Source organism: Ramlibacter cellulosilyticus (genome assembly GCF_014297465.1).
Classification (GTDB): Bacteria; Pseudomonadota; Gammaproteobacteria; order Burkholderiales; family Burkholderiaceae_C; genus Ramlibacter; species Ramlibacter cellulosilyticus.
Genome location: NZ_JACORT010000004.1, coordinates 178353 through 200838 on the forward strand (window position 1 = coordinate 178353; position 22486 = coordinate 200838).

At 70.2% G+C, this 22486-nt stretch carries 25 protein-coding genes; 5 read left to right on the forward strand and 20 right to left on the reverse strand.

From position 1 onward, the window contains the following. Positions 1 to 5: 5 nt before the first annotated feature. From H8N03_RS11750 to H8N03_RS11760, 3 genes are read left to right on the forward strand one after another with little or no spacing between them, the layout of a single operon-like run. Positions 6 to 890 carry a DMT family transporter gene (locus tag H8N03_RS11750; RefSeq protein ID WP_255428191.1) on the forward strand — a complete coding sequence of 295 codons (885 nt, stop codon included), beginning with the start codon at positions 6 to 8 and terminating at the stop codon, positions 888 to 890. A gap of 7 nt (positions 891 to 897) precedes the next feature. Then, entirely contained in the window at positions 898 to 1485 is a 588-nt protein-coding gene (locus tag H8N03_RS11755) for a chromate transporter (protein WP_187076369.1), read from the forward strand. Beyond that, a complete protein-coding gene (locus H8N03_RS11760; RefSeq protein ID WP_187076370.1) occupies positions 1482 to 2057 on the forward strand; it encodes a chromate transporter in 576 nt (191 codons plus the stop codon). The genes H8N03_RS11755 and H8N03_RS11760 overlap by 4 nt, the downstream gene beginning before the upstream one ends. Positions 2058 to 2076: 19 nt before the next feature. On the opposite strand, the gene H8N03_RS11765 is transcribed toward H8N03_RS11760, so the two are convergent. From H8N03_RS11765 to H8N03_RS11785, 5 genes are all read right to left on the reverse strand, one after another. Next, entirely contained in the window at positions 2077 to 2676 is a 600-nt protein-coding gene (locus H8N03_RS11765) for a 3-keto-disaccharide hydrolase (protein WP_187076371.1), read from the reverse strand. 81 nt (positions 2677 to 2757) lie between these two features. After that, positions 2758 to 3090, reverse strand: a complete 333-nt coding sequence (locus tag H8N03_RS11770) for a hypothetical protein (RefSeq protein ID WP_187076372.1) — start codon at positions 3088 to 3090, stop codon at positions 2758 to 2760. 2 nt (positions 3091 to 3092) lie between these two features. Continuing rightward, a complete protein-coding gene (locus H8N03_RS11775) occupies positions 3093 to 3821 on the reverse strand; it encodes an SIR2 family NAD-dependent protein deacylase (protein ID WP_187076373.1) in 729 nt (242 codons plus the stop codon). Positions 3822 to 3834: 13 nt separating this feature from the next. Next, positions 3835 to 4575 carry a 23S rRNA (guanosine(2251)-2'-O)-methyltransferase RlmB gene (gene rlmB / locus H8N03_RS11780; RefSeq protein ID WP_187076374.1) on the reverse strand — a complete coding sequence of 247 codons (741 nt, stop codon included), beginning with the start codon at positions 4573 to 4575 and terminating at the stop codon, positions 3835 to 3837. A gap of 7 nt (positions 4576 to 4582) precedes the next feature. Then, positions 4583 to 5278 carry an ABC transporter ATP-binding protein gene (locus H8N03_RS11785; protein WP_187076375.1) on the reverse strand — a complete coding sequence of 232 codons (696 nt, stop codon included), beginning with the start codon at positions 5276 to 5278 and terminating at the stop codon, positions 4583 to 4585. On the opposite strand from H8N03_RS11785, the gene H8N03_RS11790 reads away from it, so the two are divergent. Beyond that, positions 5277 to 5918, forward strand: coding sequence for an arylesterase (locus tag H8N03_RS11790; protein ID WP_187076376.1), 642 nt, complete (start codon positions 5277 to 5279; stop codon positions 5916 to 5918). The genes H8N03_RS11785 and H8N03_RS11790 overlap by 2 nt on opposite strands. Then, positions 5915 to 6970, forward strand: a complete 1056-nt coding sequence (gene mnmH, locus H8N03_RS11795) for a tRNA 2-selenouridine(34) synthase MnmH (RefSeq protein WP_187076377.1) — start codon at positions 5915 to 5917, stop codon at positions 6968 to 6970. The genes H8N03_RS11790 and mnmH overlap by 4 nt, the downstream gene beginning before the upstream one ends. 113 nt (positions 6971 to 7083) lie before the next feature. On the opposite strand, the gene H8N03_RS11800 is transcribed toward mnmH, so the two are convergent. The 15 genes from H8N03_RS11800 to ispG form a co-directional block, all read right to left on the reverse strand. Continuing rightward, on the reverse strand, positions 7084 to 7881 hold the full coding sequence (locus H8N03_RS11800) for a DUF2189 domain-containing protein (protein WP_187076378.1): 798 nt from the start codon (positions 7879 to 7881) through the stop codon (positions 7084 to 7086). A 55-nt stretch (positions 7882 to 7936) separates the two neighbouring features. Next, positions 7937 to 9157, reverse strand: coding sequence for a PLP-dependent transferase (locus H8N03_RS11805; protein WP_187076379.1), 1221 nt, complete (start codon positions 9155 to 9157; stop codon positions 7937 to 7939). Between the two features lie 20 nt (positions 9158 to 9177). Next, positions 9178 to 9702: a phosphoribosyltransferase gene (locus tag H8N03_RS11810; RefSeq protein ID WP_187076380.1), complete on the reverse strand. Its 525-nt coding sequence runs from the start codon at positions 9700 to 9702 to the stop codon at positions 9178 to 9180. 147 nt (positions 9703 to 9849) lie between these two features. Then, positions 9850 to 11178 carry an adenylosuccinate synthase gene (locus H8N03_RS11815; protein WP_187076381.1) on the reverse strand — a complete coding sequence of 443 codons (1329 nt, stop codon included), beginning with the start codon at positions 11176 to 11178 and terminating at the stop codon, positions 9850 to 9852. 30 nt (positions 11179 to 11208) lie between these two features. Further along, a complete protein-coding gene (locus H8N03_RS11820) occupies positions 11209 to 12372 on the reverse strand; it encodes an ATP phosphoribosyltransferase regulatory subunit (RefSeq protein WP_187076382.1) in 1164 nt (387 codons plus the stop codon). Between the two features lie 159 nt (positions 12373 to 12531). Beyond that, positions 12532 to 12726, reverse strand: a complete 195-nt coding sequence (locus H8N03_RS11825) for a DUF2065 domain-containing protein (RefSeq protein WP_187076383.1) — start codon at positions 12724 to 12726, stop codon at positions 12532 to 12534. A 3-nt stretch (positions 12727 to 12729) separates the two neighbouring features. After that, positions 12730 to 13659 (reverse strand): protease modulator HflC, encoded by a 930-nt coding sequence (gene hflC, locus H8N03_RS11830; protein WP_187076384.1) that lies wholly within the window; start codon positions 13657 to 13659, stop codon positions 12730 to 12732. Then, positions 13659 to 14984, reverse strand: coding sequence for an FtsH protease activity modulator HflK (hflK, locus tag H8N03_RS11835; RefSeq protein WP_187076385.1), 1326 nt, complete (start codon positions 14982 to 14984; stop codon positions 13659 to 13661). The genes hflC and hflK overlap by 1 nt, the downstream gene beginning before the upstream one ends. 55 nt (positions 14985 to 15039) lie before the next feature. After that, positions 15040 to 16209, reverse strand: coding sequence for a GTPase HflX (hflX, locus tag H8N03_RS11840; RefSeq protein WP_222622955.1), 1170 nt, complete (start codon positions 16207 to 16209; stop codon positions 15040 to 15042). A gap of 64 nt (positions 16210 to 16273) precedes the next feature. Further along, a complete protein-coding gene (gene hfq / locus H8N03_RS11845; RefSeq protein WP_435531664.1) occupies positions 16274 to 16522 on the reverse strand; it encodes an RNA chaperone Hfq in 249 nt (82 codons plus the stop codon). Positions 16523 to 16651: 129 nt separating this feature from the next. Further along, positions 16652 to 17989 (reverse strand): ribosome biogenesis GTPase Der, encoded by a 1338-nt coding sequence (gene der, locus H8N03_RS11850; protein WP_187076387.1) that lies wholly within the window; start codon positions 17987 to 17989, stop codon positions 16652 to 16654. Positions 17990 to 18000: 11 nt separating this feature from the next. Beyond that, positions 18001 to 19152, reverse strand: a complete 1152-nt coding sequence (gene bamB, locus H8N03_RS11855) for an outer membrane protein assembly factor BamB (RefSeq protein ID WP_187076388.1) — start codon at positions 19150 to 19152, stop codon at positions 18001 to 18003. After that, the gene (locus H8N03_RS11860; protein ID WP_187076389.1) at positions 19149 to 19829 is read right to left on the reverse strand and encodes a YfgM family protein; all 681 of its coding nucleotides are present in this window, start codon (positions 19827 to 19829) and stop codon (positions 19149 to 19151) included. The genes bamB and H8N03_RS11860 overlap by 4 nt, the downstream gene beginning before the upstream one ends. Before the next feature lie 29 nt (positions 19830 to 19858). Beyond that, entirely contained in the window at positions 19859 to 21205 is a 1347-nt protein-coding gene (gene hisS, locus H8N03_RS11865; RefSeq protein WP_187076390.1) for a histidine--tRNA ligase, read from the reverse strand. A 5-nt stretch (positions 21206 to 21210) separates the two neighbouring features. After that, on the reverse strand, positions 21211 to 22482 hold the full coding sequence (gene ispG / locus H8N03_RS11870; RefSeq protein WP_187076391.1) for a flavodoxin-dependent (E)-4-hydroxy-3-methylbut-2-enyl-diphosphate synthase: 1272 nt from the start codon (positions 22480 to 22482) through the stop codon (positions 21211 to 21213). Positions 22483 to 22486 lie beyond the last annotated feature (4 nt).

Consider the following 22486-nt stretch of genomic DNA (forward strand, 5'->3'; position numbering starts at 1 on the left):
TCGCGCTGCTCGCCGCCGCGGCAACCGGCGTGCAGGTGGGCGCCGCCATCGTCGCCTCGCGCTTCGCGGTCGCCGAGGTGCCGCCGCTCACGCTGGCGATGCTGCGCTATGCGATCGGCTTCTGCTGCCTGCTGCCGTTCGCCGTGCCCGCGCTGCGCGCGATGCGCACCCTGCCCCCTGCACGCGACCTGCTCGCGATGGCGGCGCTGGGCACGGGACAGTTCGGCATCCTGATCGCCCTGCTCAATGCGGGCCTGCGGACGGTGCCGGCGGCGCCGGCCGCCCTCCTCTTCAGCCTGTTCCCGCTGCTCACGCTGCTGCTCGCCGCGGCGCTCGGGCGCGAGCAGTTCTCGCTGCGGCTGCTCGCCGGCGTGCTGCTGTCCATTGCCGGCGTGGCGGTGTCGCTGCTGCCCAAGCTGCACGGCGCGCACGGCGGCAGCTGGTGGGGCGAGCTGGCCGTGCTCGCGTCGGCCTGCGTCGGCGCGCTGTGCAGCGTGCTGTACCGGCCTTACCTGCAGCGCTACCCCACGGTGCCGGTGTCCGCCTTCGCGATGCTGGCCTCGGTGTTGTTCCTGGCCGCCATCGCATCGGGCGAGGACTGGCCTGCCCGCCTGCGAGGGGTGTCGCCGCCGGCCTGGGGCGCGGTGGCCTTCGTGGGCCTGTCCAGCGGCATCGGCTACTTCTGGTGGCTGTACGCCCTGAAGCACGAGTCCCCCACGCGCGTCACCGTGTTCCTCGCGCTCAACCCGGTGACCGCCGCGCTCCTCGGCTGGTCGCTCCTGGGCGAGCCGCTGCCGGCGCAGATGCTCGGCGCGCTGGTGCTGATCGCCGCCGGCCTCGCGCTCGCCACCTGGCCCCCGTCGGCGAAACGACAGGCGGCCCCCGGATAATCGGGGCATGTCGTCCCCCTCCGAAGCGCTGGCGGCGCCCGCGGCCGCGCGGCCCGAGAACCTCACCGACCTCTTCGTCTCCTTCACGCTGCTGGCCCTGCAGGGCTTCGGCGGCGTGCTCGCCGTCGTGCAGCGCGAGCTGGTCGAGAACAAGCGCTGGATGACGAAGGAGGAATTCGTCGAGGAATGGGCCGTGGCGCAGATCATGCCGGGGCCCAACGTCGTGAACCTCGCGATCACCCTGGGCTCGCGCTGGTTCGGATGGCGCGGCGCCCTCGCCGCGCTGGCGGGCCTGCTCACCGCGCCGCTGCTGGTGGTCCTGGCCCTGGCGCTCGTCTACGCGAACTTCGCCGACAACCCGCATGTGTCCGGCGCGCTGCGCGGCATGGGCGCGGTGGCCGCCGGCCTGATCACCGCGACCGGGCTCAAGCTGCTCCCGGCCCTGCAGAGGAACGTGATGGGCCTGCCCCTGTGCACCGCGCTGGGCATCGCCTCCTTCGTCGCGATCGCCCTGCTCAAGCTGCCCCTGGCCTGGGTGCTGGGCGTGCTCGGCGCCGTCGGCTGCATCGCCGCGTGGAGGAAGCTCGCGCCGTGAACCCGATCTCGCTGCACGCGGCCGACTGGCTGTCGCTCTTCCTGCACTACGCTTCCCTCTCGCTGCTGTGCGTGGGCGGCGCCATCACCACCGCCCCCGACATGCACCGCTTCCTGGTGCAGGAAAAGGCCTGGCTCACCGACCCGCAGTTCAGCGCCTCCATCGCCATCGCCCAGGCGGCGCCGGGGCCCAACGTGCTCTTCACCGCCCTCATGGGCTGGAACGTGGGCCTCAACGCGGGCGGGCTGTGGACCGCGCTCCTCGGCATGCTCCTCTGCCTGGGCGGGATCATGCTTCCCAGCTCGGTGCTGGTGTACCTGACCGCGCAATGGAGCCACCGCAACCGCGACCTGCGCGGCGTGCGTGCCTTCAAGCAGGGCATGGCCCCGCTCGTGATCGCGCTGCTGCTGTCCACGGGCTGGATCCTCGCCACGGGCCAGGGCTATGCCCTCGCGCACTGGCGCTCGTGGCTCGTGACGGCCGTCGCGGCGCTCTTCGTCTGGCGCACGCGCGTGCACCTGCTGTGGCTGCTCGGCGCCGGCGCGGTGCTGGGCTGGTTCGGCTGGATCTAGCAGCCCGCGCCCGCGCCGCTCACAGCGGCTTGATCTCCACCTTGCGCCACTTGATCGTGCCGCGGCCCCACTGCAAGGCGATCGGGCCCTGCGCCAGCTTCGCGTCGCGCACGTCCACGGTCTTCACGCCGTTGAACACCAGCACCAGGTGGTCGCCGCGCGCGGTGATCTCGTAGGTGTTCCACTTGCCGCCGGCCTTGGGCATCGGGTCCGGCGCCTTCGCCACCTTCACGATCGCGCCGGTGCCGTAGGTCGGGTCCGGGCGCTGGTCGAAGATGTTCGCCTCGTAGCAGTTCTCGTCGGTGATGACGGCGGGGTTCTGGCAGCGCAGGAAGATGCCGCTGTTCGCGTCGTCGCTGGCCCAGAATTCGGCGCGGAGCTGGAAGTCGCGGTAGCTGTTGCTGGTGACCAGGTAGCCCGGGTCCTTGCCGCCGCTGCTCGCCTGGATGGCGCCGTCGGCGGCGACCCAGTTGGCATCGCCGACGCGGCGGAAGTTCTCCAGGCCCCGGGTGCCGTCGACGAGGGGCGTCCATCCCATCATCGTGCTCATCGTGCCGCAGCCTGCCAGGGCCAGCACCAGGGCGGCCGAAGCCAGGGCCGCCGTCGTCCGTTTCTCCATGTCCCGTCTCCTTGGTGGATGCGCGGCCGGAAGCCGCGCCGGGCATCCTGCGACGCTTTGCGCCGCCGCACAAGGAGGGCCTTACCGGGGGTTCTCGAAGAACACGTAGTTGCCCAGGACGCCGGTCTCGAAGTAGACCTTCTTCTCGCCCGGGTCGGGCACGAAGTTCAGGTTCTCGTCCAGGATGCCGTAGCCGTAGCGATAGGCCCGCGGCTCGCCGTCGCTGGTGCCCAGGGCGGTACTGAGCTTGTCGACCCGGATGAAGCGGCGCACCAGCTTGTCGCCCGCGTAGATCTCCAGCACGCCGTCGGTGCCCGTCCAGTTCTGGATGCCGCGCCCCAGCTGGTTCTGCTGCTCCTGGGTGCAGCCGGCGGCGAGCACCGCGGCAAGAAGGGTGGCAAGGGTCCGTCGCATGTCTAGTCCTCCAGCAGTCGCGGCAGCAGCATGGCGGACGTGCCTGCGAGCACGACGTCCGCCACGTCGTCCAGCGCGGTCGGTTCGGGATTCACGACCACCACCCGGCCCCGCGTCGCGCGTGCCAGGCCGGCGGCGGGGTAGACGCGGCCCGAGGTGCCGACCACCAGCACCAGGTCGCTGCCGCTCGCGGCCTCTTCCGCCTCGACGAGCGCCGCGGCCGGCAGCAGTTCGCCGAACCAGACCACCGCGGGCCGCCGCAGGTTGCCGCACGCCGCGCACCGTGGGGGATGCCCATCCTGCACGTTCTCCGCGGTGCAACAGGCGCGCGGCCGATCCAGCCACTTGTCTTCCGCAATGTTGCCGTGCAGGGCGAGCACGCCCGCCGAGCCGGCGCGCTGGTGCAATCCGTCCACGTTCTGCGTGACCACGGTGAGGCGGCCCGGGTGCCGCTGCTGGAACGCGGCGACGGCGCGATGGCCGGCGTTCGGCTGCACCGTGGCCATGCCCACCCGCCGCGCGGCGTACCAGTCCCACACGAACCGCGGGCGGGCACGGAAGGCGTCCTCGGTGGCGAGTTCCTCGGGACGGAAGTTCGTCCACAGGCCGGACTGCGCGTCGCGGAAGGTGGGCACGCCCGATTCCGCGCTCATGCCCGCGCCCGTGAGCAGCACGATGCGACGCGCGTCGCGCACCCAGGTCTTCACGGCGGCTACGTCGCGCTCGCCCATGGAGGCCCCGCCGTCAGGCGCCCGTGCGCTGCCGCACCGCCTCGTACAGGCAGATGCCGCTGGCCACCGACACGTTCAGGCTCTCCACGGCCCCGAGCATGGGGATGGAGACGAGCGCGTCGCAGGTCTTGCGCGTCAGCTGGCGCAGGCCCGCCCCTTCCGCGCCCAGAACGAGCGCGGTGGGGCCCTTGAGGTCCGACTGGTACAGGGTCTGCGTGGCCTCGTCGCTCAGCCCCAGGCACCAGATGTTGCGTTCCTTGAGTTCCGTGAGCGTGCGCGCGAGGTTGGTGACCATGAAGTACGGCACCGTCTCGGCCGCGCCGCTGGCGACCTTGGCCACCGTGGCGTTGATGCCCACGGCGTGGTCCTTCGGCGCGATCACGGCATGCGCACCGGCGCCGTCGGCGACGCGCAGGCAGGCGCCGAGGTTGTGGGGATCCGTCACCCCGTCCAGCACCAGCAGCAGCGGCGGGCCCTCCAGGCCGTCGAGCAGGTCGTCGAGGGAGGTGGTCACCGGCAGGGGTTCCACGCGCGCCACCACGCCCTGGTGGCCGGCGCTGCCCGCCAGTCGCGACAGGCGCAGGCCGTCGGCCTCGATGGGGCGCAGGCCCGCGTCCTGGGCCTTCTGCAGGAACTGCCGCATCCGCGCGTCCTTGCGCGTGGCGTCCACGTAGAGTTCGAGGATGGTCTTCGGGGCCGTGCGCAGCCGCACGCCGACCGCGTGGAAACCGTAGAGGACTTTGGGAGTGGCCATCGCGCGATTATCGAGTGGCGACCGCGTCCTCCTGCCGCGCGATGCGGCCGGCCTCGATGGTGATGCGCCGCTGGCAGCGCTGCGCGATGCCGCGGTCGTGCGTCACGAGCACGAGCGTCGTGCCCTGCTCCCGGTTCAGGTCGAACATGAGGTTCATGACCGTCTCCCCGGTCGCGAAGTCCAGGCTGCCCGTGGGCTCGTCGGCCAGCAGCACGGCCGGCTGCACCACGAAGGCGCGCGCGAGCGCCACCCGCTGCTGCTCGCCGCCGGAGAGCACGCGGGGATAGTGGCCGAGCCGCTCCGACAGCCCCACCCGCGCCAGCATCTCGCCGGCAGCCTTGCGCGCGTCGGACCGTCCCGCCAGTTCGAGCGGCAGCATCACGTTTTCCAGCGCGGTGAGGTTCCCCATCAGCTGGAAGCTCTGGAAGACGAAGCCCACCTGCCGCGCCCGCAGCTCCGCGCGGGCGTCCTCGTCGTGGGCGAAGAGGTCCTGTCCCGCCAGCCGCACCGTGCCCTGCGTGGGCGTGTCCAGCCCCGCGATGATGGACAGCAGCGTGCTCTTGCCCGAGCCGGAAGCGCCCACGATGGCGGCGGTTTCCCTTGGCGCCAGCGAGAAATGGATATCGCGGAGAATCTCGAGGGTACCGGTCGAGTCGGTGACCGACTTGTGCACGTGTTCGACGGAGATGATGGGTTCAGGCATGCGTTCGTGTTCTTGGCAGCGGCGCGACTTTATCGCGGCGCTTGTTTCTGCTTGTTTCGCGGCCGGCGCAACCGCGGCGTCGCCGGCGGTGATCCTGGTCGTGGGCGATTCGCTCAGCGCCGAGTATGGCCTGAAGCGCGGCAGCGGCTGGGTCGCCCTGCTGGAAGACCGCCTCGCGAAGGAAAAGATCCCCGCGAAGGTGGTCAACGCGAGCATCAGCGGTGACACCACGTCCGGCGGCCGCGCGCGCCTGCCCGCCCTGCTCGCGCAGCACAAGCCCACGCTCGTGGTCCTCGAGCTGGGGGGCAACGATGCCCTGCGCGGGCTGCCGATCTCCGGCACCGAGGACAACCTGGCGCAGATGGCGCAGGCCGCGCAGAAGGCGGGCGCGAAGGTGCTGCTGGTGGGCATGCAGGTGCCGCCCAACTACGGCACCGACTACACGCGGCGCTTCTCGGAGGCGTACGTGAAGGTGGCGAAGCAGTACAAGGCCGGGCTCGTGCCCTTCCTGCTGGCGGGCGTGGCCGACGTGCCCGATGCGCGCGCGCTGTTCCAGGCGGACGGCATCCATCCGCGGGCGGAGGCGCATCCGAAGATGCTGGAGAACGTCTGGCCGGAACTGCGGAAGCTGCTGAAATGAGCGTGTTGGTCGTTCCCGCTTCAGCCGCCATCGAAGGTCTCGCGGCTTACGACGCGGTGCTGGATGCCCGCAGCGAATCCGAATACGCCGAGGACCGCCTTCCGGGCGCGGTGAACTGGCCTTCGCTCAACGACGCGGAGCGGCACGAGGTCGGCACCCTGTACAAGCAGGTCAGCCCGTTCGAGGCGCGCAAGCGCGGCGCCGCGCTGGTCGCGGCCAACATCGCGCGCCACATCGCGCGCGACGTGATGGACAAGCCCAAGGACTGGCATCCGCTCGTCTACTGCTGGCGCGGCGGCCAGCGCAGCAACTCGCTGGCGCTGGTGCTGGGGCAGATCGGGTTCCGCGTGGCGCTGGTGGAAGGCGGCTACAAGGCCTTCCGCGGCGCGGTGCTGGAGCAGTTGCCCGCCCTGGCGCAGCGGCTAGCCTACCGCGTGGTCTGCGGCCCCACGGGCTCGGGCAAGACGCGCCTGCTGCAGGCGCTGGATGCGGCCGGCGCGCAGGTGCTGGACCTGGAAGGCCTCGCCAGCCACCGCAGCTCGGTGCTGGGGCTCATCCCGGGGCAGCCGCAGCCTTCGCAGAAGCGCTTCGACACGCTGGTGTGGGAGAAGCTGCGCTCCCTCGACCCGGGGCGGCCGGTGTACGTGGAAAGCGAGAGCAGGAAGGTCGGCAACGTGGCGGTGCCCGAGGCGCTGATCGCCGCGATGCGCGCCAGCCCCTGCCTGCGCCTGGACCTGCCCGACGACGAGCGCGTGCAGCTGCTGCTGGAGGACTACGCCTTCTTCAGCCACGACACGGACCTGTTCTGCCGCCGCCTCGACGCGCTCGTGCAGCTGCGCGGCCGCGAGCAGGTGGAGCGCTGGCAGGCGCAGGTCCGCGCCGGAGAGATCGAGCCGGTCGTGCGCGAGCTGCTCGTGAAGCACTACGACCCGGGGTACGCGAGTTCGACGGAGCGGAATTTCCGGCAGTTCGGGGAGGCGCGGCCGATTGCGCCCAGGGACCGGACGCCGGAGGCGATGGCCGCCCTGGCGCGCGAGCTGGTCCTGTCGTGACGCCCTTCGGTGGGGTTCGCTTCGCTCACCGCCACCCTACAGACAGCCAGACGGGTCTCCTGCAGGGTGGCGCGGCGCCAGCCGCGGAAGGTGAGCGCAGCGAACCCCACCGCTCACGGCACATCCCACCCCACGGAGTCCTTGTACGCGTGCCACGTCGCATACCCCAGCCACGGCCCCACCACCACGATCCCGATCCCCCAGGGCCACAACGCCAGCAGCGTCAGCGCCACCACCAGCGCGCCCCAGAACAGCATCGCGCCCAGGTTGTTGAGCACGACGAACAGGCTCGTCAGCGAGGCCGTCACCGCGTCCGTGTCGCGGTCCAGGATGATGGGGATCGTCACCGCCATGAAGCAGAACACGGCCGCCGCGAACACCGCGCCGATGCCGAGGTAGGTCGCGACGAACTGCCAGTTGCGCGGATTGAAGACGGCGTCGAACACCGTGAGCGTCGTGGGCAGCCCGTTGTCGAAGAACAGCGCGAAGGCCACCAGCGAGGCGCGGCCCCACAGCATCTCCAGCAGCACCAGCACGAGCACCAGCAGGCTCATGCTGCCCAGGTGGCGCTGCCAGCAGGTGAGCGAAGCCGAGAGGTCCGGCTCGGCGCCCTGCTCGCGTTGCCGGCTCACCTCGTACAGCCCCATGGCCAGGAAGGGGCCCATCAGCAGGCAACCCGAGACCAGCGTCATGGTCCATTCCGGCCGGTAGCGGAACACCACGCCCAGGATGGCGGCCATCGCCCAGAAGCAGGCGCCGTAGAACGCCGCGATGCCCGGATAGGCCACGAGGTCGCGGGCACCGCCGGCGAGCCAGCGCAACGGAGCGACAAAGGGGATGGAGCGGACGCGGGGGATGGGCGGGGCGACGCGCGCGCCCGCGGCTTCGGTTTCGGAGATCGGGTGGTCCATGGCAACCCTCCTTCGCCGCACAGGGTAGCGCGGCGCGGGCCGCAGGTCCACTAGGTCAGGGGGCAGCACGCAGCGCGGCCAGCGCCTGCGCCAGGTCCCCTTGCAGGTCGTCCGGATCCTCCAGGCCGACCGAGAAGCGCACCAGCACCCCCTTGTGGGGCCAGGTCGCCAGCTGCGCGCTGCGCATGGAGGGGATGTCGTAAGGCACCACCAGGCTGAGCGGCCCGCCCCAGGAGTAACCGAGCTTGAACAGCTTGAGCGCGTCGCAGAAGGCGTCCACCTGCCGCACCGGGTAGCGCTCGTGGAACACCACCGAGAACAGGCCTGCCGCGAGGCCGTCCTCGCCGCAGAGCGCGCGCCAGTGTTCGTGGCCGGGGGAGCCTTCCAGCGCCGGATGCAGCACCTGCGCGACCTCCTCGCGGCCGGCAAGCCAGCGGGCCAGCTGGCGCGCGGCGGCGTCGTGCGCGCGATAGCGCACGGCGATGCTGGGCAGCGAGCGCAGCACCGCCTCCGCGTCGTTGCCGCCCACGCCGAAGCCCATGCGCATGTGCGTGAGCTTCAGCTGCTGGTGCAGCTTCTCGTCGCGCGTGACGATGCTGCCCATGAGGACGTCGCCCCCGCCGCTGGGATACTTGGTCAGCGCCTGGACGACGATGTCGGCGCCGCTGCCCGGCGTGAAGCGGTCGCCGCGCCCCAGGTCGAAGCCGTTGAACGCGAGGCCGGCGCCCCAGGTGTTGTCCAGGGCGGAGAGTACCCCCCGCTGGCGGCAGATGTGCGCCAGGTGCGCAAGCGGCGGGAACTCCATCGTCACGGAGCCCGGCGCCTCCAGCCAGACCAGCTTCGTCTTCGGCCCGATGCGCGCTTCGAGGTCGGCGGGCTTCATCGGGTCGTAGAGCTGGTGCGTGATGCCCCACGCCTTGAACTCGCCTTCGGCGAGCGCCCGGCTGGGCCCGTACACGTTGTCCGGCAGCAGCACCTCGTCGCCGGACTTCAGCAGCGCCATGCCCACGTTCGCGATGGCGGCCAGTCCGCTCGGGACCAGCACGCATTCCGCGCCGCCTTCCAGCGCCGCGATGCGCTCCTCCAGCGTGAAGGTGGTCGGCGTGCCGTGCAGGCCGTACGTGTAGCCGTTCTTGTGCTTCCAGTCGCGCGCGCGCATGGCCGCGACGTTGGCGAAGAGGACGGTGGAAGCCTTGAAGACGCCCGGCTGCGGCGCGGCGAAGCCGGCGGGCGGCTGGTAAGGATGGTGGATGAGGTCGGTGACCGGCTTGCTCATGCGAGCATGCTACCCCGTCGTCACACCTTCCACTTTTCGATGAGCTTCTCCGGCCGCATCGAGTCGTAGGTCTCGAAGGGCTGGTGGATCCACGGGTTCGTGGGCAGGAACTCCACGGAGTAGTCCGCGGTGAACTTGCTCAGGCCCTTGGTCCACAGGACGGCGGTGCGCAGTTCCGTGACCTTGCTGTACTTGCTGCGCAGCATCTCCACCACCTTGTGCAGCGTCAGCCCGGAGTCCGCGAGGTCGTCGACCAGCAGCACCTTGCCCGCGATCTCGCCCTTGGGCGTGGTGATGTAGTGCGCGATGTCCAGGTGGCCCTGCACCGTGCCGGCCTCGGCGCGGTAGGAGCTCGTCGACATGATGGCCAGCGGCTTGTCGAAGATCCGCGACAGGATGTCGCCGGGGCGCATGCCCCCGCGCGCCAGGCACAGGATGGTGTCGAACTCCCAGCCGCTCTGGTGGATCTTGATCGCGAGCTTTTCGCAGAGGTTGTGGTACTCGTCGTAGCTCACGTACAGGTGCTTGCCGTCTTCCGTCAACATCACTCTTTCCTCTCAGTTATTCACGATGCCCGCAGCAGGACGCTGCGCCAAACCATCCAGTGCCGCCGCGGAACCGGCTTTGCCGGGCCGCTGGGGGCGCCCCCTTGAGGGGGAGGCGCCGCAGGCGCTTCGGGGGTGGGCCATTCTTCAGGCCAGGTAGGGGTGCCGCATCATGATCGTGTGGTCGCGATCGGGGCTGGTCGAGATGATATCGACGGGAACGCCGGTCACGTGCTCGATGCGCTGCAGGTACAGGCGCGCGTTCACCGGCAGCTTGTCGTACTGGGTCACGCCCACCGTGGATTCGGTCCAGCCTTCCATCGTCTCGTAGACGGGCTTGCAGCGCGCGATCTCGTCCGCGCCCAAGGGCAGGATGTCGATGTGCTCGCCATCCAGCTCGTAGCCGGTGCACAGCTGCAGCTCCTTCAGGCCGTCGAGCACGTCGAGCTTGGTGATGCAGAGACCCGTGAGGCCGTTCACCTGCGCGCTGCGCTTCAGCAGGGCGGCGTCGAACCAGCCGCAGCGGCGCGAGCGGCCGGTGGTCACGCCCTTCTCCGCGCCGACCGTGGACAGGTGGTAGCCCACCGTGCCCGGCTTCTCCCAATCGAGTTCGGTCGGGAACGGGCCGCCGCCCACGCGCGTGCAGTAGGCCTTGGTGATGCCCAGGATGTAGTGCAGCATGCCCGGGCCCACGCCGGCCCCTGCCGCCGCATTGCCGGCCACGCAGTTGCTGGAGGTGACGTACGGATACGTGCCGTGGTCCACGTCCAGCAGCGTGCCCTGCGCGCCTTCGAACAGCAGGTTGTCGCCGTGGATGTGCGCCTCGTTCAGCTCGCGCGAGACGTCGGCCATCATGGGACGCAGGGTCTCGCCGTGGCGCAGCGCCTCGTCCAGCACCTGCTGGTAGTCCAGCGGCTGGGCCCCCAGGAACTGCGTCAGCACGAAGTTGTGCAGCTCCAGCAGTTCCTTCAGCTTCGCGGCGAAGCGCTCGGGGTGCTTCAGGTCCTGCACGCGCAGCGCGCGGCGGGCGATCTTGTCCTCGTAGGCCGGGCCGATGCCGCGGCCGGTGGTGCCGATCTTCTCGGTGCCGCCCTGCTCCCGCTTCGCCTCGCGCGCGATGTCCAGCGCGGCGTGGAAGGGCAGGATCAGCGGGCAGGCCTCGGAGATGCGCAGGCGCGAACGCACTTCCACGCCGGCCTTCTCCAGGCCTTCGATCTCCTCCAGCAGCTTGGCCGCCGAGAGCACCACGCCGTTGCCGATGTAGCACTTCACGCCGGGGCGCATGATGCCGCTGGGGATCAGGTGCAGCGCGGTCTTCACGCCGTTGATCACGAGCGTGTGGCCGGCGTTGTGGCCGCCCTGGAAGCGCACCACGCCCTGTGCCATCTCGGTCAGCCAGTCGACCAGCTTGCCCTTGCCTTCGTCACCCCACTGGGTGCCGACCACGACCACGTTGCGGCCCTTCGTCTTCGTCATGACTTGCTCTCGGGAAAAATGATTCGGGGTTCAGAGGGCGCGCACCGCCCAGCGGCCGGCGGCATCGCGCGCCAGCTCGCGGTCGCAGTGGAACTCGTCCACTTCGCTTTCGTGGCCCGGCAGCACGCAGACCACGGTCTCGCCCTCGCGGCGCAGGCCGGCGATCGCCGTGCGCAGTTCGGCGGCGTCCGGCCCGGCATCGAGCCAGGGCGCGCGGATCGCCGCCTTCAGCGGCCGCTGCGCGGCCACGCCCACCAGCTCGCGCACGTCCAGGCTGAAGCCCACGGCCGGCCGGTTGCGGCCGAACACGGCGCCCACCTCGTCGTAGCGGCCGCCGCGCACCAGCGCGTCGCTCGCGCCCGGCGTGTAGATGCCGAAGCGCACGCCGCTGTAGTACGCGTAGCCGCGCAGGTCGGCCAGGTCGAAGGTGACGCGGGCGCCCTGCACGCGGCCCGACAGCCACTGCAGCTGCTCCAGCGCCTGCTGGATCACGGGCGTGCGGGGCAGCACCTTCGCGGCCTCGGCGAGCACCTTCGCGTCGCCATAGAGCGTGATCAGGGCCTGCAGCGCCTGCTGCGTGGCCGCGGGAAAGTCCTTCGCGAGCGAGGCGAGCTCCGTGGCGTCCTTGGTCGCCAGGGCGGCGTGCAGGCGCTCCAGGCGCGCCGCATCGACGCCGAGTCCGGACAGCAGCGAACGGACGATGCGGGCATCGGCCATGTCCACCGTGAGCGCCTCGACCTTCGTCGCCTTCAGGCAGTCGAGGGCGAGCTGCAGGGCTTCGACGTCGGCCTCGAGGCCCGCGTGGCCGTAGATCTCTGCACCGAACTGCAGCGGCTCGCGCGTGGCGTGCGGGCGGTCGGGGCGCGTGTGCAGCACGGGGCCGCAGTAGCACAGGCGGGTGATGCCCTGGCGGTTCAGGAGGTGGGCGTCGATGCGGGCGACCTGCGGCGTCGTGTCGGCGCGCAGGCCCAGCATGCGGCCGGAGAGCTGGTCGACCAGCTTGAACGTCTGCAGGTCCAGCGCCTCGCCCGTGCCGGTGAGCAGCGACTCCAGGTGCTCCAGCATGGGCGGCATCACCAGCTCGTAGCCGTAGCCACGGGCGGTGTCCAGCAGTTCGCGGCGCAGTTCTTCGATGTGCCGGGCCTCGGAAGGCAACACATCGGCGATGTGATCCGGCAGGACCCAGGCGGACATGGGAATGCGGGGGCTGTTAAAAACGTGATTCTACCGGGCGGCGGGGAACGGCCGAGCTTCGCTGGGGTGCGCTTCGCGCAACCCAGCCTACGAACGCCGCGAACGCCACGCACCGGCAACGGTACGTAGGCTGGATTGCGCGTCAGCGCACCCCGGCGCTCACCCGAGCGACAGCACCCAGAGCGTCACCAACCCGATCGCGATGCTCCTCAGCCCGAAGAACCGCAGCTGGCCGTCCCGCAGTTCGATCAGCTTCATGAAGGTCCGGCGCCAGCCGCCCGGCGACAGGAAGGGGAACAGCCCTTCCAGCACCAGCATCAGCGCGAGCGCCGTCCAGAGGACGTCGGTATCCAAGGCTCAGCGGCGCGCAGGAGCCGCGGGCGCAGCGGCCCCGCCGCCGCCACCGCCGGTGAGACCGTTGCGGAACGTGCGGAAGAACTCGGTGCCGTTCGGGTCGACGACCAGCACGTCGCTCTTCTTGTTGAAGCTGCCCTTGTACGCCTCGAGGCTGCGGTAGAACTGCGCGAACTGCGGGTCGCGGCCGAAGGCCTCGGCGTAGGCCGCCGCGGCCTGCGCGTCGCCCTCGCCCTTGACCTTCTGCGCATCGCGGTACGCGTTGGCGACCGTCACCTCGCGCTGGCGGTCGGCGTCGGCGCGGATCTTCTCGCCCTCGGCCGCGCCGGTGGAGCGCAGCTCGTTGGCGACGCGCTTGCGCTCCGCTTCCATGCGGCGGTACACGGACTCCGTGATGGCCTCGACGTAGTCGGCGCGCGTGATGCGCACGTCGACGATCTCGATGCCCCAGGGCTTGGCGCCCTTCACGGTCTCGGTCGTCTCGCGCTTCACGTCGGCCATCAGCTGTTCGCGCTTGGACGACAGCAGTTCGCGCACCGTGAACCGGTTGACTTCCTCCTGGAAGGCGTTGCGCACCACGCGATTGAGCTGGTTGGCACCTGCCGCTTCGTCCAGGCCCACGTTGCGGATGTACGCCAGCGGGTCGGTGATGCGCCAGCGCACGTACCAGTCGATCACCACGCGCTGCTTCTCCGCCGTCAGCATGGGCTCGGTGTCCACGCTGTCCAGCGTCAGCAGGCGCTTGTCGATGTAGCTCACGTTCTGCAGCGGCGGCGGCAGCTTGAACTTCAGTCCCGGCTCGGAGATGACCTCCTTCACCTGGCCCAGGGCGTAGACCACGCCGAACTGGCGCTGGTCCACCACGAACAGCATGGAACTGAGCAGCGCGAGCGCGACCAGCAGCGACGTGACGATGAATCCGATGCGGTTCATTAGCGGGACTCCCTCTCGCGGCCGCGCGCGTTCTCGCGGTTGCGGGCGTCGCTGGACGCGCCCGCGCTGGACGAAGGCGGGGTGGTGCTCGCGGGCGGCGCGGCTTCCGGGGCCGGGGCCGCGGCACCGCCCGCGGCCACCTGCTGCATGATCCGGTCCAGCGGCAGGAACAGCATGTTGCCGCCCTGGCGGGACTCCACCATCACCTTGGTCACGTTGCTGTAGATCTGCTGCATGCTTTCCAGGTAGAGCCGGTCGCGCGTCACCTGCGGCGCGCGCTGGTATTCGGCCAGCAGCAACTTGAAGCGCTGCCCGTCACCCTGGGCCTGCGCGACGATGCGCGCCTTGTAGCCCTCGGCTTCCTGCTGCAGGCGCGAGGCGGCGCCCACCGCGCGGGGGATCACGTCGTTGGCATAGGCCTGCGCCTCGTTCTTGGCGCGCTCGCGTTCCTGGCCGGCGCGCAGCACGTCGTCGAAGGCGGACTGCACCTGCTCCGGCGGACGCACGCCGCCCTGCTGCAGGTTGATGCCGACCACCTCGACGCCGATCTTGTAGCGGTCCAGGATCTGCTGCATCAGCACGCGCACGCGGGGCGCGATCTGGTCGCGCTCCTCGGCCAGCGCGGTGTCCATGCGCATCTTGCCGACGACTTCGCGCACGGCGGTCTCGGCGGCCTGCACCACGGCTTCCTGCGGGTTCTTGCTCTCGAACAGCCACGCACGCGCGTCGTTCAGGCGGTACTGCACGGCGAACTTGATCTCGACGATGTTCTCGTCCTCGGTCAGCATCGCCGATTCCTTGAGGCCCGTCGCGCGGATCACGTTGTCGCGGCCCACGTCCACGGCGCGGATCTGCGTGACGTTGACGATCTCGTGGCGCTCGATCGGGTACGGCAGGCGCCAGTTGAAGCCGGCGCCGACGGTGGCGCTGTACTTGCCGAAGCGCGTGATGACGGCCTGCTGGCCTTCCTGCACGATGAAGATGCCGGTGCCCATCCAGATCACGACCACGACGATCGCGATCAGGCCGGCCCCCACGCCGGCGCTCTTCATGTCCGGCTGGAAGTTGCCGCCGTTGCCCCCGCCATAGCCGCCGCCGCCTCCCCGGCGGCCGCCGAACAGCCCGGACAGCTTGCGGTTGAAGTCGCGCCACAGCTCGTCGAGGTCCGGCGGTCCCTGGTTGGGGCCCTTGTTGTTGCCCTCGGGACGCTGGTTCTCGTTCTTGTTGTCGTCGCCGCGGCCCCAGCGGGGATCGTTCAGGTTGAACATCCCCCGGATGCGGTGTCTCAGCCCGGTGAAGGCCAGGCTGCGGGACAAAAGGTTCATTCGTTCGTTTTCTTTCGGTGGTCGGCGGGTGCCATTGTGCCCAAGGTCTCTGACGTCAGGATGAGCCAGGAGTTTCCGCGGGAGCCGGCGTGGCCTCGTGGACGATGCGCGCCAGCTCGCGCCGCAGCTGCGCCAGGCCCTCGCCCGTCCGGCTGCTGACGAAGACGCGCGGCACCTGCACACCCTCCACCTCGTAGCGGTCCACCGTCGCGAGCGGCTGCTGCCCCGGCGGGAGGGCGTCAATCTTGTTGAACACGACCAGCTGCGGCACCTCGGCCGCGCCGATCTCGTGCAGCACCCGCTGCACTTCCTCGACCTGCTCCGGGTGGTGCGGGTTGGACGCGTCCACCACGTGCAGCAGCAGGTCGGCATCGGCCGCCTCCTGCAGCGTGGCCTGGAAGGCGTCGATCAGCCCGTGCGGGAGGTCGCGGATGAAACCCACGGTATCGGACAGGGACACCGATCGGCCGGTGCCGTCCAGGCCCTCCTCGTCGCGCAGGTAGAGCTGGCGCGTCGTCGTGTCGAGGGTGGCGAACAGCTGGTTGGCCGCATAGGCCCGCGCCTTCACCAGCGCGTTGAACAGCGTGGACTTGCCGGCGTTGGTGTAGCCGACGATGGAGATGTTGAAGGTCTCGCGGCGCTCGCGCTGCCGGCGCTGCGTGGCGCGCTGCTTCTTCACCTTCACCAGGCGTTCGCGGGTGCGCTTGATCGCGTCGTCGATCATGCGCCGGTCCAGTTCGATCTGCTTCTCGCCCGGGCCGCCGCGCACGCCGGCGCCGCCGGTCTGGCGCTCCAGGTGCGACCAGCGCCGCACGAGCCGGGTGCTCAGGTACTGCAGGCGGGCGAGCTCCACCTGCAGCTTGCCCTCGTGGCTGCGGGCGCGCTGGGCGAAGATCTCCAGGATCAGCAGGGTGCGGTCGTTGACCGGCAGGCCCATGTGCCGCTCCAGGTTGCGCTGCTGCGCGGGGCTGAGGGCCTGGTCGAAGAGGATCTCGCTGGCGCCGGTTTCCTCGGCGAGCTGCTTGATCTGGTCGGCCTTGCCCTTGCCGACGAAGAGCGCGGCGTCGGGCGCCTTGCGCTTGGCGGTGATGCGGGCGACGGGCTCCATGCCCGCGGTCTGGGCCAGCTGGCCCAGTTCCTCGAGCTCGGCGTCGAAATGGGGAAGGCCCAGGTCCACCCCCACCAGGATGGTGGCGGCGGCCGGGCGGTCGGGTGATGCGGTCAAGCCGGCAACCAGGAGGGACTGCGGGTCAGGCGCCCGGGGTTCCGGGCGCCGCGGGACGGCGGCTTCAGCTGGCGGTACCCTCGCCGGCTTCGCTCGGCGAGAAGTTCACCGCGCGGCCGGGCACGATGGTGGAGATGGCGTGCTTGTAGACCATCTGCGTGACGGTGTTGCGCAGCAGGACGACATACTGGTCGAAGGATTCGATCTGTCCCTGCAGCTTGATGCCGTTGACGAGATAGATCGACACCGGCACATGCTCGCGGCGCAGGGTGTTCAGGAAGGGGTCTTGTAGTAGCTGCCCTTTGTTGCTCACGATATTCTCCGTGTTCCGGCGTTGTTGGAAGTTGCACATTACCACAGCAAGGCGCCGTGGCGGTCAAGCCGAGGCTGACCAGTTGCCGCCGTTCGGGCGGAAAACAAGGCCGGCGGGCGGGGCCCCGCCCTATTCTTTGTCCGCGTAGGGGTTCTTGCTGGTGCGCATCTCGATGCGCAGGGGCGTGCCCACCAGGTTGAATTCCTTGCGGAAGCGCCCTTCCAGGAAGCGCTTGTAAGCGTCCGTCACGTGTTCCAGGGAATTCCCGTGCACGACGATCACCGGCGGGTTCATGCCGCCCTGGTGCGCGTACCGCAGCTTGGGCCGGAACATGCCGGCGCGCTTGGGCGACTGGAACTGCACCGCCTCGAGCACCAGGCGGGTGAGCACGGGCGTGGTCATCTTGACCATCGCCGACCGGTAGGCGTTGGCGATCGAGGCCCACAAGGGCCCCAGGCCCTGCCGCTTCTGCGCGGAGATGAAGTGCAGCTCGGCGAACTTGAGAAACACCAGGCGCGTCTCGATCTGGCGGCGCACCACTTCGCGCTCGTAGTCGTCCACCGCGTCCCACTTGTTCACGGCCAGCACCACGGCCCGGCCCGACTCCAGGATGTAGCCGGCGATGTGGGCGTCCTGGTCGGTCACGCCCTGCGTGGCGTCCAGCAGCAGCAGCACCACGTTGGCGGACTCGATCGCCTGCAGCGTCTTGACCACCGAGAACTTCTCGATCGCCTCGAACACCTTGCCCTTGCGGCGCAGGCCGGCGGTGTCGATCAGCTCGAACTTCTGGCCGTTGCGCTCGAAAGGCACCGAAATGGCGTCCCGCGTGGTGCCCGGCATGTCGAAGGCCACCAGCCGTTCCTCGCCCAGCCAGGCGTTGATCAGGGTGGACTTGCCGACGTTGGGCCGGCCGGCGACCGCCAGCTTGATGGTCCCCGTGCCTTCGGCCTCGTCGCTTTCCTCGTCCTCGGGCAGGTTGAGCGGGTCGAAGGCGGCATCGACCAGGCTGCGGATGCCCTGACCGTGCGCCGCGGAAATGGGGTGCAGCTCGCCCAGGCCCAGCTCGTAGAACTCGGCGAGCTGCGGGCCTTCCTGCATGCCTTCGGCCTTGTTGGCCGCCAGCACGGTGGGCTTGCCCAGCTTGCGCAGGTACTTCGCGATGTCGTGGTCCTGCGCGGAGAGGCCCTCGCGCGCATCGACGACGAAGACGACGACGTCCGCCTCGGCCACCGCCTGGCGGGTCTGCTTGGCCATCTCCTTGTAGATGCCCGACTCCGCCGTCGGCTCGAAGCCGCCGGTGTCGATCACGATGAACTCGTAGCGCCCGTGCTTCGCGTTGCCGTAGTGGCGGTCGCGGGTGAGGCCCGCGAAATCCGCGACGATCGCGTCGCGCGACTTGGTCAGCCGGTTGAACAGCGTCGACTTTCCGACGTTGGGGCGGCCCACCAGGGCCATCACCGGCTTCATGGAATCCTCTTTTACTGGGGTGCGAAGGCGAAGACGCCCCCGTTGCGGGTCACGACGACCAGGCTGTTCGACGCCGCCACGGGCGCGGCCGCGATGGCCGAGCCGTCGGTGGCCAGGCGCGTGAGCAGCGTGCCGTCCTCGCGGGAGAGCAGGTGCACGAAGCCGAAGCTGTCGCCGACGACGACCGAGCGGCCGAGCGCCAGCGGCGTGCCGAGGCCGCGGTGCAGCAGGCGCTCGTTGGTCCAGGCGCGCTGGCCGTTCTCGCGCTTCCACGCGACGACGCGGCCGTCGTTCTCGGTGCCGAACACGGAAGCTCCGTCGCCGCCGAGGCCCTCGCCGCCGTTGGCGCGCTGGGTCCAGGTGGTGCGGCCGCCGGCCGTGTCGACGCAGCCCACGGCGGCCTGGAAGGCCCGGGCGCAGACGGAGTCGCCGACGCGGCTGGCGTGGCCCACCAGGTCGACGAGGCGTTCGATGTCGTTGATGCCGCGGGCAGCGGCGATGGTGCTTTCCCAGCGGACGCTGCCGTTCAGGGGGTTCAGGCCGACCAGGCGGCCGCCCTGCCCCACGACCAGCGTGTCGCCCACCGGCAGCATGACGCCGGCCTGGCGCAGCACCAGGGGCTCGCCCGTGCGCTGCTGCGACCAGAGGCGGCGGCCGGTGCCGCCGTCGAAGGCGCTCACGGAGCGGTCGCCGCTCAGCACGAAGACGCGGGCGCCGGCCACCAGCGGCGGCGTGTACGACAGCGCCGGCAGCTTCTGGCGCCAGGCTTCCTTGCCGCTCACGAAGGCGACCAGGTCGTTGTTGCGGGTGACCACGGCGGCGGTGCTGCCGTCGAAGCCGATGCCGGCGGCGATGGGCGCGCCGGCGGTGCCGCGCCACTGCTCGCGGCCGGTGGTCGCGTCGAAGCCGGCGACGGTGCCGTCACCGGCAGCCACGGCCACGGCATTGCCGCTCACGCCCACCACCAGCGGGAAGTCCACGGCCGCCACGCGCCCCGTCCAGGCCTGGCGCACGCCCAGCAGCTTCGGGTCCGGCTGCAGTTCGGCGGGCTTGGGCTTTTCCGAGGAGCCGAACCAGCCGGTCGGCATCATGGAGCAGGCCGAGAGCGAGACGAGCGATGCGACGGCGAGGGTGCGGAACATCATCGTGGCGGCGCGGCTCATGACTTGGGGGCCTCCGCGGGCTGCTGCGCCTTGAGGGTGGCCACGTCCACGCCGAGGGCGGTCAGCTTGACCTCCACCAGCGCGCGGTAGTCGGTGTCGGCCGCCAGGCCCTGCCAGGCCTTGGTGTATTCGGCCTTGGCCTGGTCCTTCTTGCCCTGCAGGTTGTAGATGTCGCCGCGGCGGTCGGCCGCCAGCGGCTCGAACTTGCCCGGCAGGCCCGAGGAGAGCTGCTTCAGCGCGTCGTCGTAGCCCTTGGACTCGACCAGCAGCCCGGCCAGCCGCAGCTTGGCCAGCGCCTGGTAGCCCTCGTCGCCGGCGTTGTCCGCCACCCATTGCAGGGCGGCCTTGGCGGCGTCCGGCTTGCCCTTCTCGGCCAGCACCTTGCCGGCGAGCAGGCCCGCCTGCTGCGCGTAGGCCGTGCGGCCGAACTTGTCCTGGATGTCCTTGAAGGCCTGCTCCACGCGGGCGGTGTCGCCCGTGCCGGCGGCGCGCTCCACCTCGTCGTACAGGACGGACGCCTCCAGGCCCTGCTTGCGCTGCCAGTACTGCCAGCCGTTGAAGGCGGCATAGGCGCCGAGGACGGCGATGAGCACCCAGGTGATCAGGTTGCCGTACTGCTTCCAGAAGTGCTTGAGCTCGTCAAGCTTCTCCTGTTCTTCGAGGTCGAAATGTGCCATGTGTTGCCCAGTTGCGGGCGAGATTGTAGTTACCTCAGGGAGGCGGCCCAGGCCGGTACCGCGTCCAGCGGCTGCAGCACCTGCGCGGCTTCGCGGTCGCGCAGCGATTTCACCGCCACCTTGCCCTGCGCGATCTCGTCGGCGCCGAAGATGAGGGCGTGGCGGGCGCCGCTGGCGTCCGCCTTCTTGAACTGCGACTTCATGCTGCCGGGGCCGTCCGCGCCGCCCGCGTGCTGCACCACCCGGACGCCGCATTCCCGCAGCTGTTCGAGCACCGCGACCACCGCCGGCAGCGGCGTGCCGGGCGGCACGATGGCGTAGGCGTCGGCGCCCGCATCGGGCACCTTCACCTGCAGTTCCTGCAGCAGGAGCAGCAGGCGCTCGATGCCGAGGCCGAAGCCCACGGCGGGCGCGGGCTTGCCCCCGAGCTGCGCGATCAGGCCGTCGTAGCGGCCGCCGCCGCAGACCGTGCCCTGCGATCCGAGCTGGTCGGTGACCCACTCGAACACGGTGAGGTTGTAGTAGTCCATGCCGCGCACCAGGCGCGGGTTGACGCGGTAGGCCAGGCCCACGGCGTCCAGCGCCGCCTTCACCGCGTCGAAGTGCGCGCGCGAGGCCTCGCCGAGGAAGTCGATCAGCTTCGGCGCGCCTTCGATCACGGCCTGCATCGCGGGGTTCTTGCTGTCCAGGATGCGCAGCGGGTTCGTGTGCAGGCGCCGCTGCGAGTCCTCGTCCAGCGTGGCGGCGTGCTGGGAGAAGTACGCGACCAGCGCGTCGCGGTGCTGCTTGCGCTCCTCGGGCTCGCCCAGGCTGTTGATCTCCAGGCGCACGTCCCTGCCTTCGACCAGGCCCAGCTCGCGCCAGAGCGCGCGCGCCATGAGGATCATCTCCGCGTCCACGTCGGGCCCGGCGAAGCCCAGGGCCTCGACGTCGAGCTGGTGGAACTGGCGGTAGCGGCCCTTCTGCGGCCGCTCGTGGCGGAACATGGGGCCGATGGTCCACAGGCGCAGCGGGCCGTTGTACAGCGCGTTGTGCTCGTTCATCGCACGCACGATGCCGGCGGTGGCCTCGGGACGCAGCGTGAGCCGGTCGCCGTTCATGGCGTCGACGAAGGAGTACATCTCCTTCTCGACGATGTCGGTCACCTCGCCCAGCCCGCGCACGAACAGCGCCGTGGGCTCCACGATGGGCGTCAGCAGGTACTGGTAGCCGTAGCGCCCCATTACGCCGCGCACGCAGGACTCGAACCATTGCCACAGGCCGGAATCGGGCAGCTTCTCCGTGCGCGGCACGGAGGCCGGCAGGATGTCGTTCATGCCCTTGACGGCAACGAGCTTCTCCGCCTTCTTCGGGGCGGCCTTGTTCTCAGTGGTCATGTCGCTCAGGCGTGCTCGACCGCGTGGCCGAACCGCTTCTCGATGTACTTCTCGACGATCTGGTGGAACTCGCGCGCGATGTTCTCGCCGCGCAGGGTCATCGCCTTCTGCCCGTCGATGAACACGGGGGCGGCGGGCGCCTCGCCCGTGCCGGGCAGGCTGATGCCGATGTCGGCGTGCTTGCTCTCGCCGGGGCCGTTGACGATGCAGCCCATCACGGCCACCTTCATCTTCTCCACGCCCGGGTACTTCGCGCGCCACACCGGCATCTGCGCGCGCAGGTAGTCGTCGATCTGCTTGGCGAGTTCCTGGAAGGTGGTGCTGGTCGTGCGGCCGCAGCCGGGGCACGCCGTCACGCTGGGCACGAAGCTGCGCAGGCCCAGCGCCTGCAGGATCTCCGAGGCGATCACGACTTCCTGCGTGCGCGACTCGCCGGGCTGCGGCGTGAGCGAGACGCGAATGGTGTCGCCGATGCCTTCCTGCAGCAGGATGCCCATGGCGACCGACGACGCCACCGTGCCCTTGGTGCCCATGCCGGCTTCGGTGAGGCCCAGGTGCAGCGGGTAGTCGCACCGGCGCGCCAATTCCCGGTAGACGGAAATCAGGTCCTGCACGCCGCTCACCTTGCAGGACAGCAGCACCTGCTCGTGCCGCATGCCCAGCTCCTCGGCGAGCTTCGCCGACTGGATGGCGGAGGTGATGAGCGCCTCGTACATCACCTGCTTCGCGTCCCAGGGCTGCGCGCGCTGCGCGTTCTCGTCCATCAGCTGCGCGAGCAGTTCCTGGTCGAGGCTGCCCCAGTTGACGCCGATGCGCACGGGCTTGTCGTACCTGAGGGCCGCTTCCACCATCTGCGCGAACTGGCGGTCCTTCTTGTCGCCCTTGCCCACGTTGCCGGGGTTGATGCGGTACTTGGACAGCGCCTGCGCGCAGTCCGGGAATTCGGTGAGCAGGCGGTGGCCGTTGTAGTGGAAGTCGCCCACCAGCGGCACCGCGATGCCCATGCGATCGAGCTGCTCGCGGATGTAGGGGACCTGCTTCGCGGCCTCGGGCGTGTTGACCGTGATGCGCACCAGCTCGCTGCCGGCCAGCGCCAGTTCCTTCACCTGGATCGCGGTGGCGATCGCGTCCTCGGTGTCGGTATTGGTCATCGACTGCACGCGCACCGGCGCGTCGCCGCCCACCGTGACCACGTTCGCGCCCCAGGCCACGCGGGCCTGGGCGGAGCGGCGCGCCTTGGGCGCCGCGGGTTCGATGGGCAAGCAGGGCTCCTTCATCGCA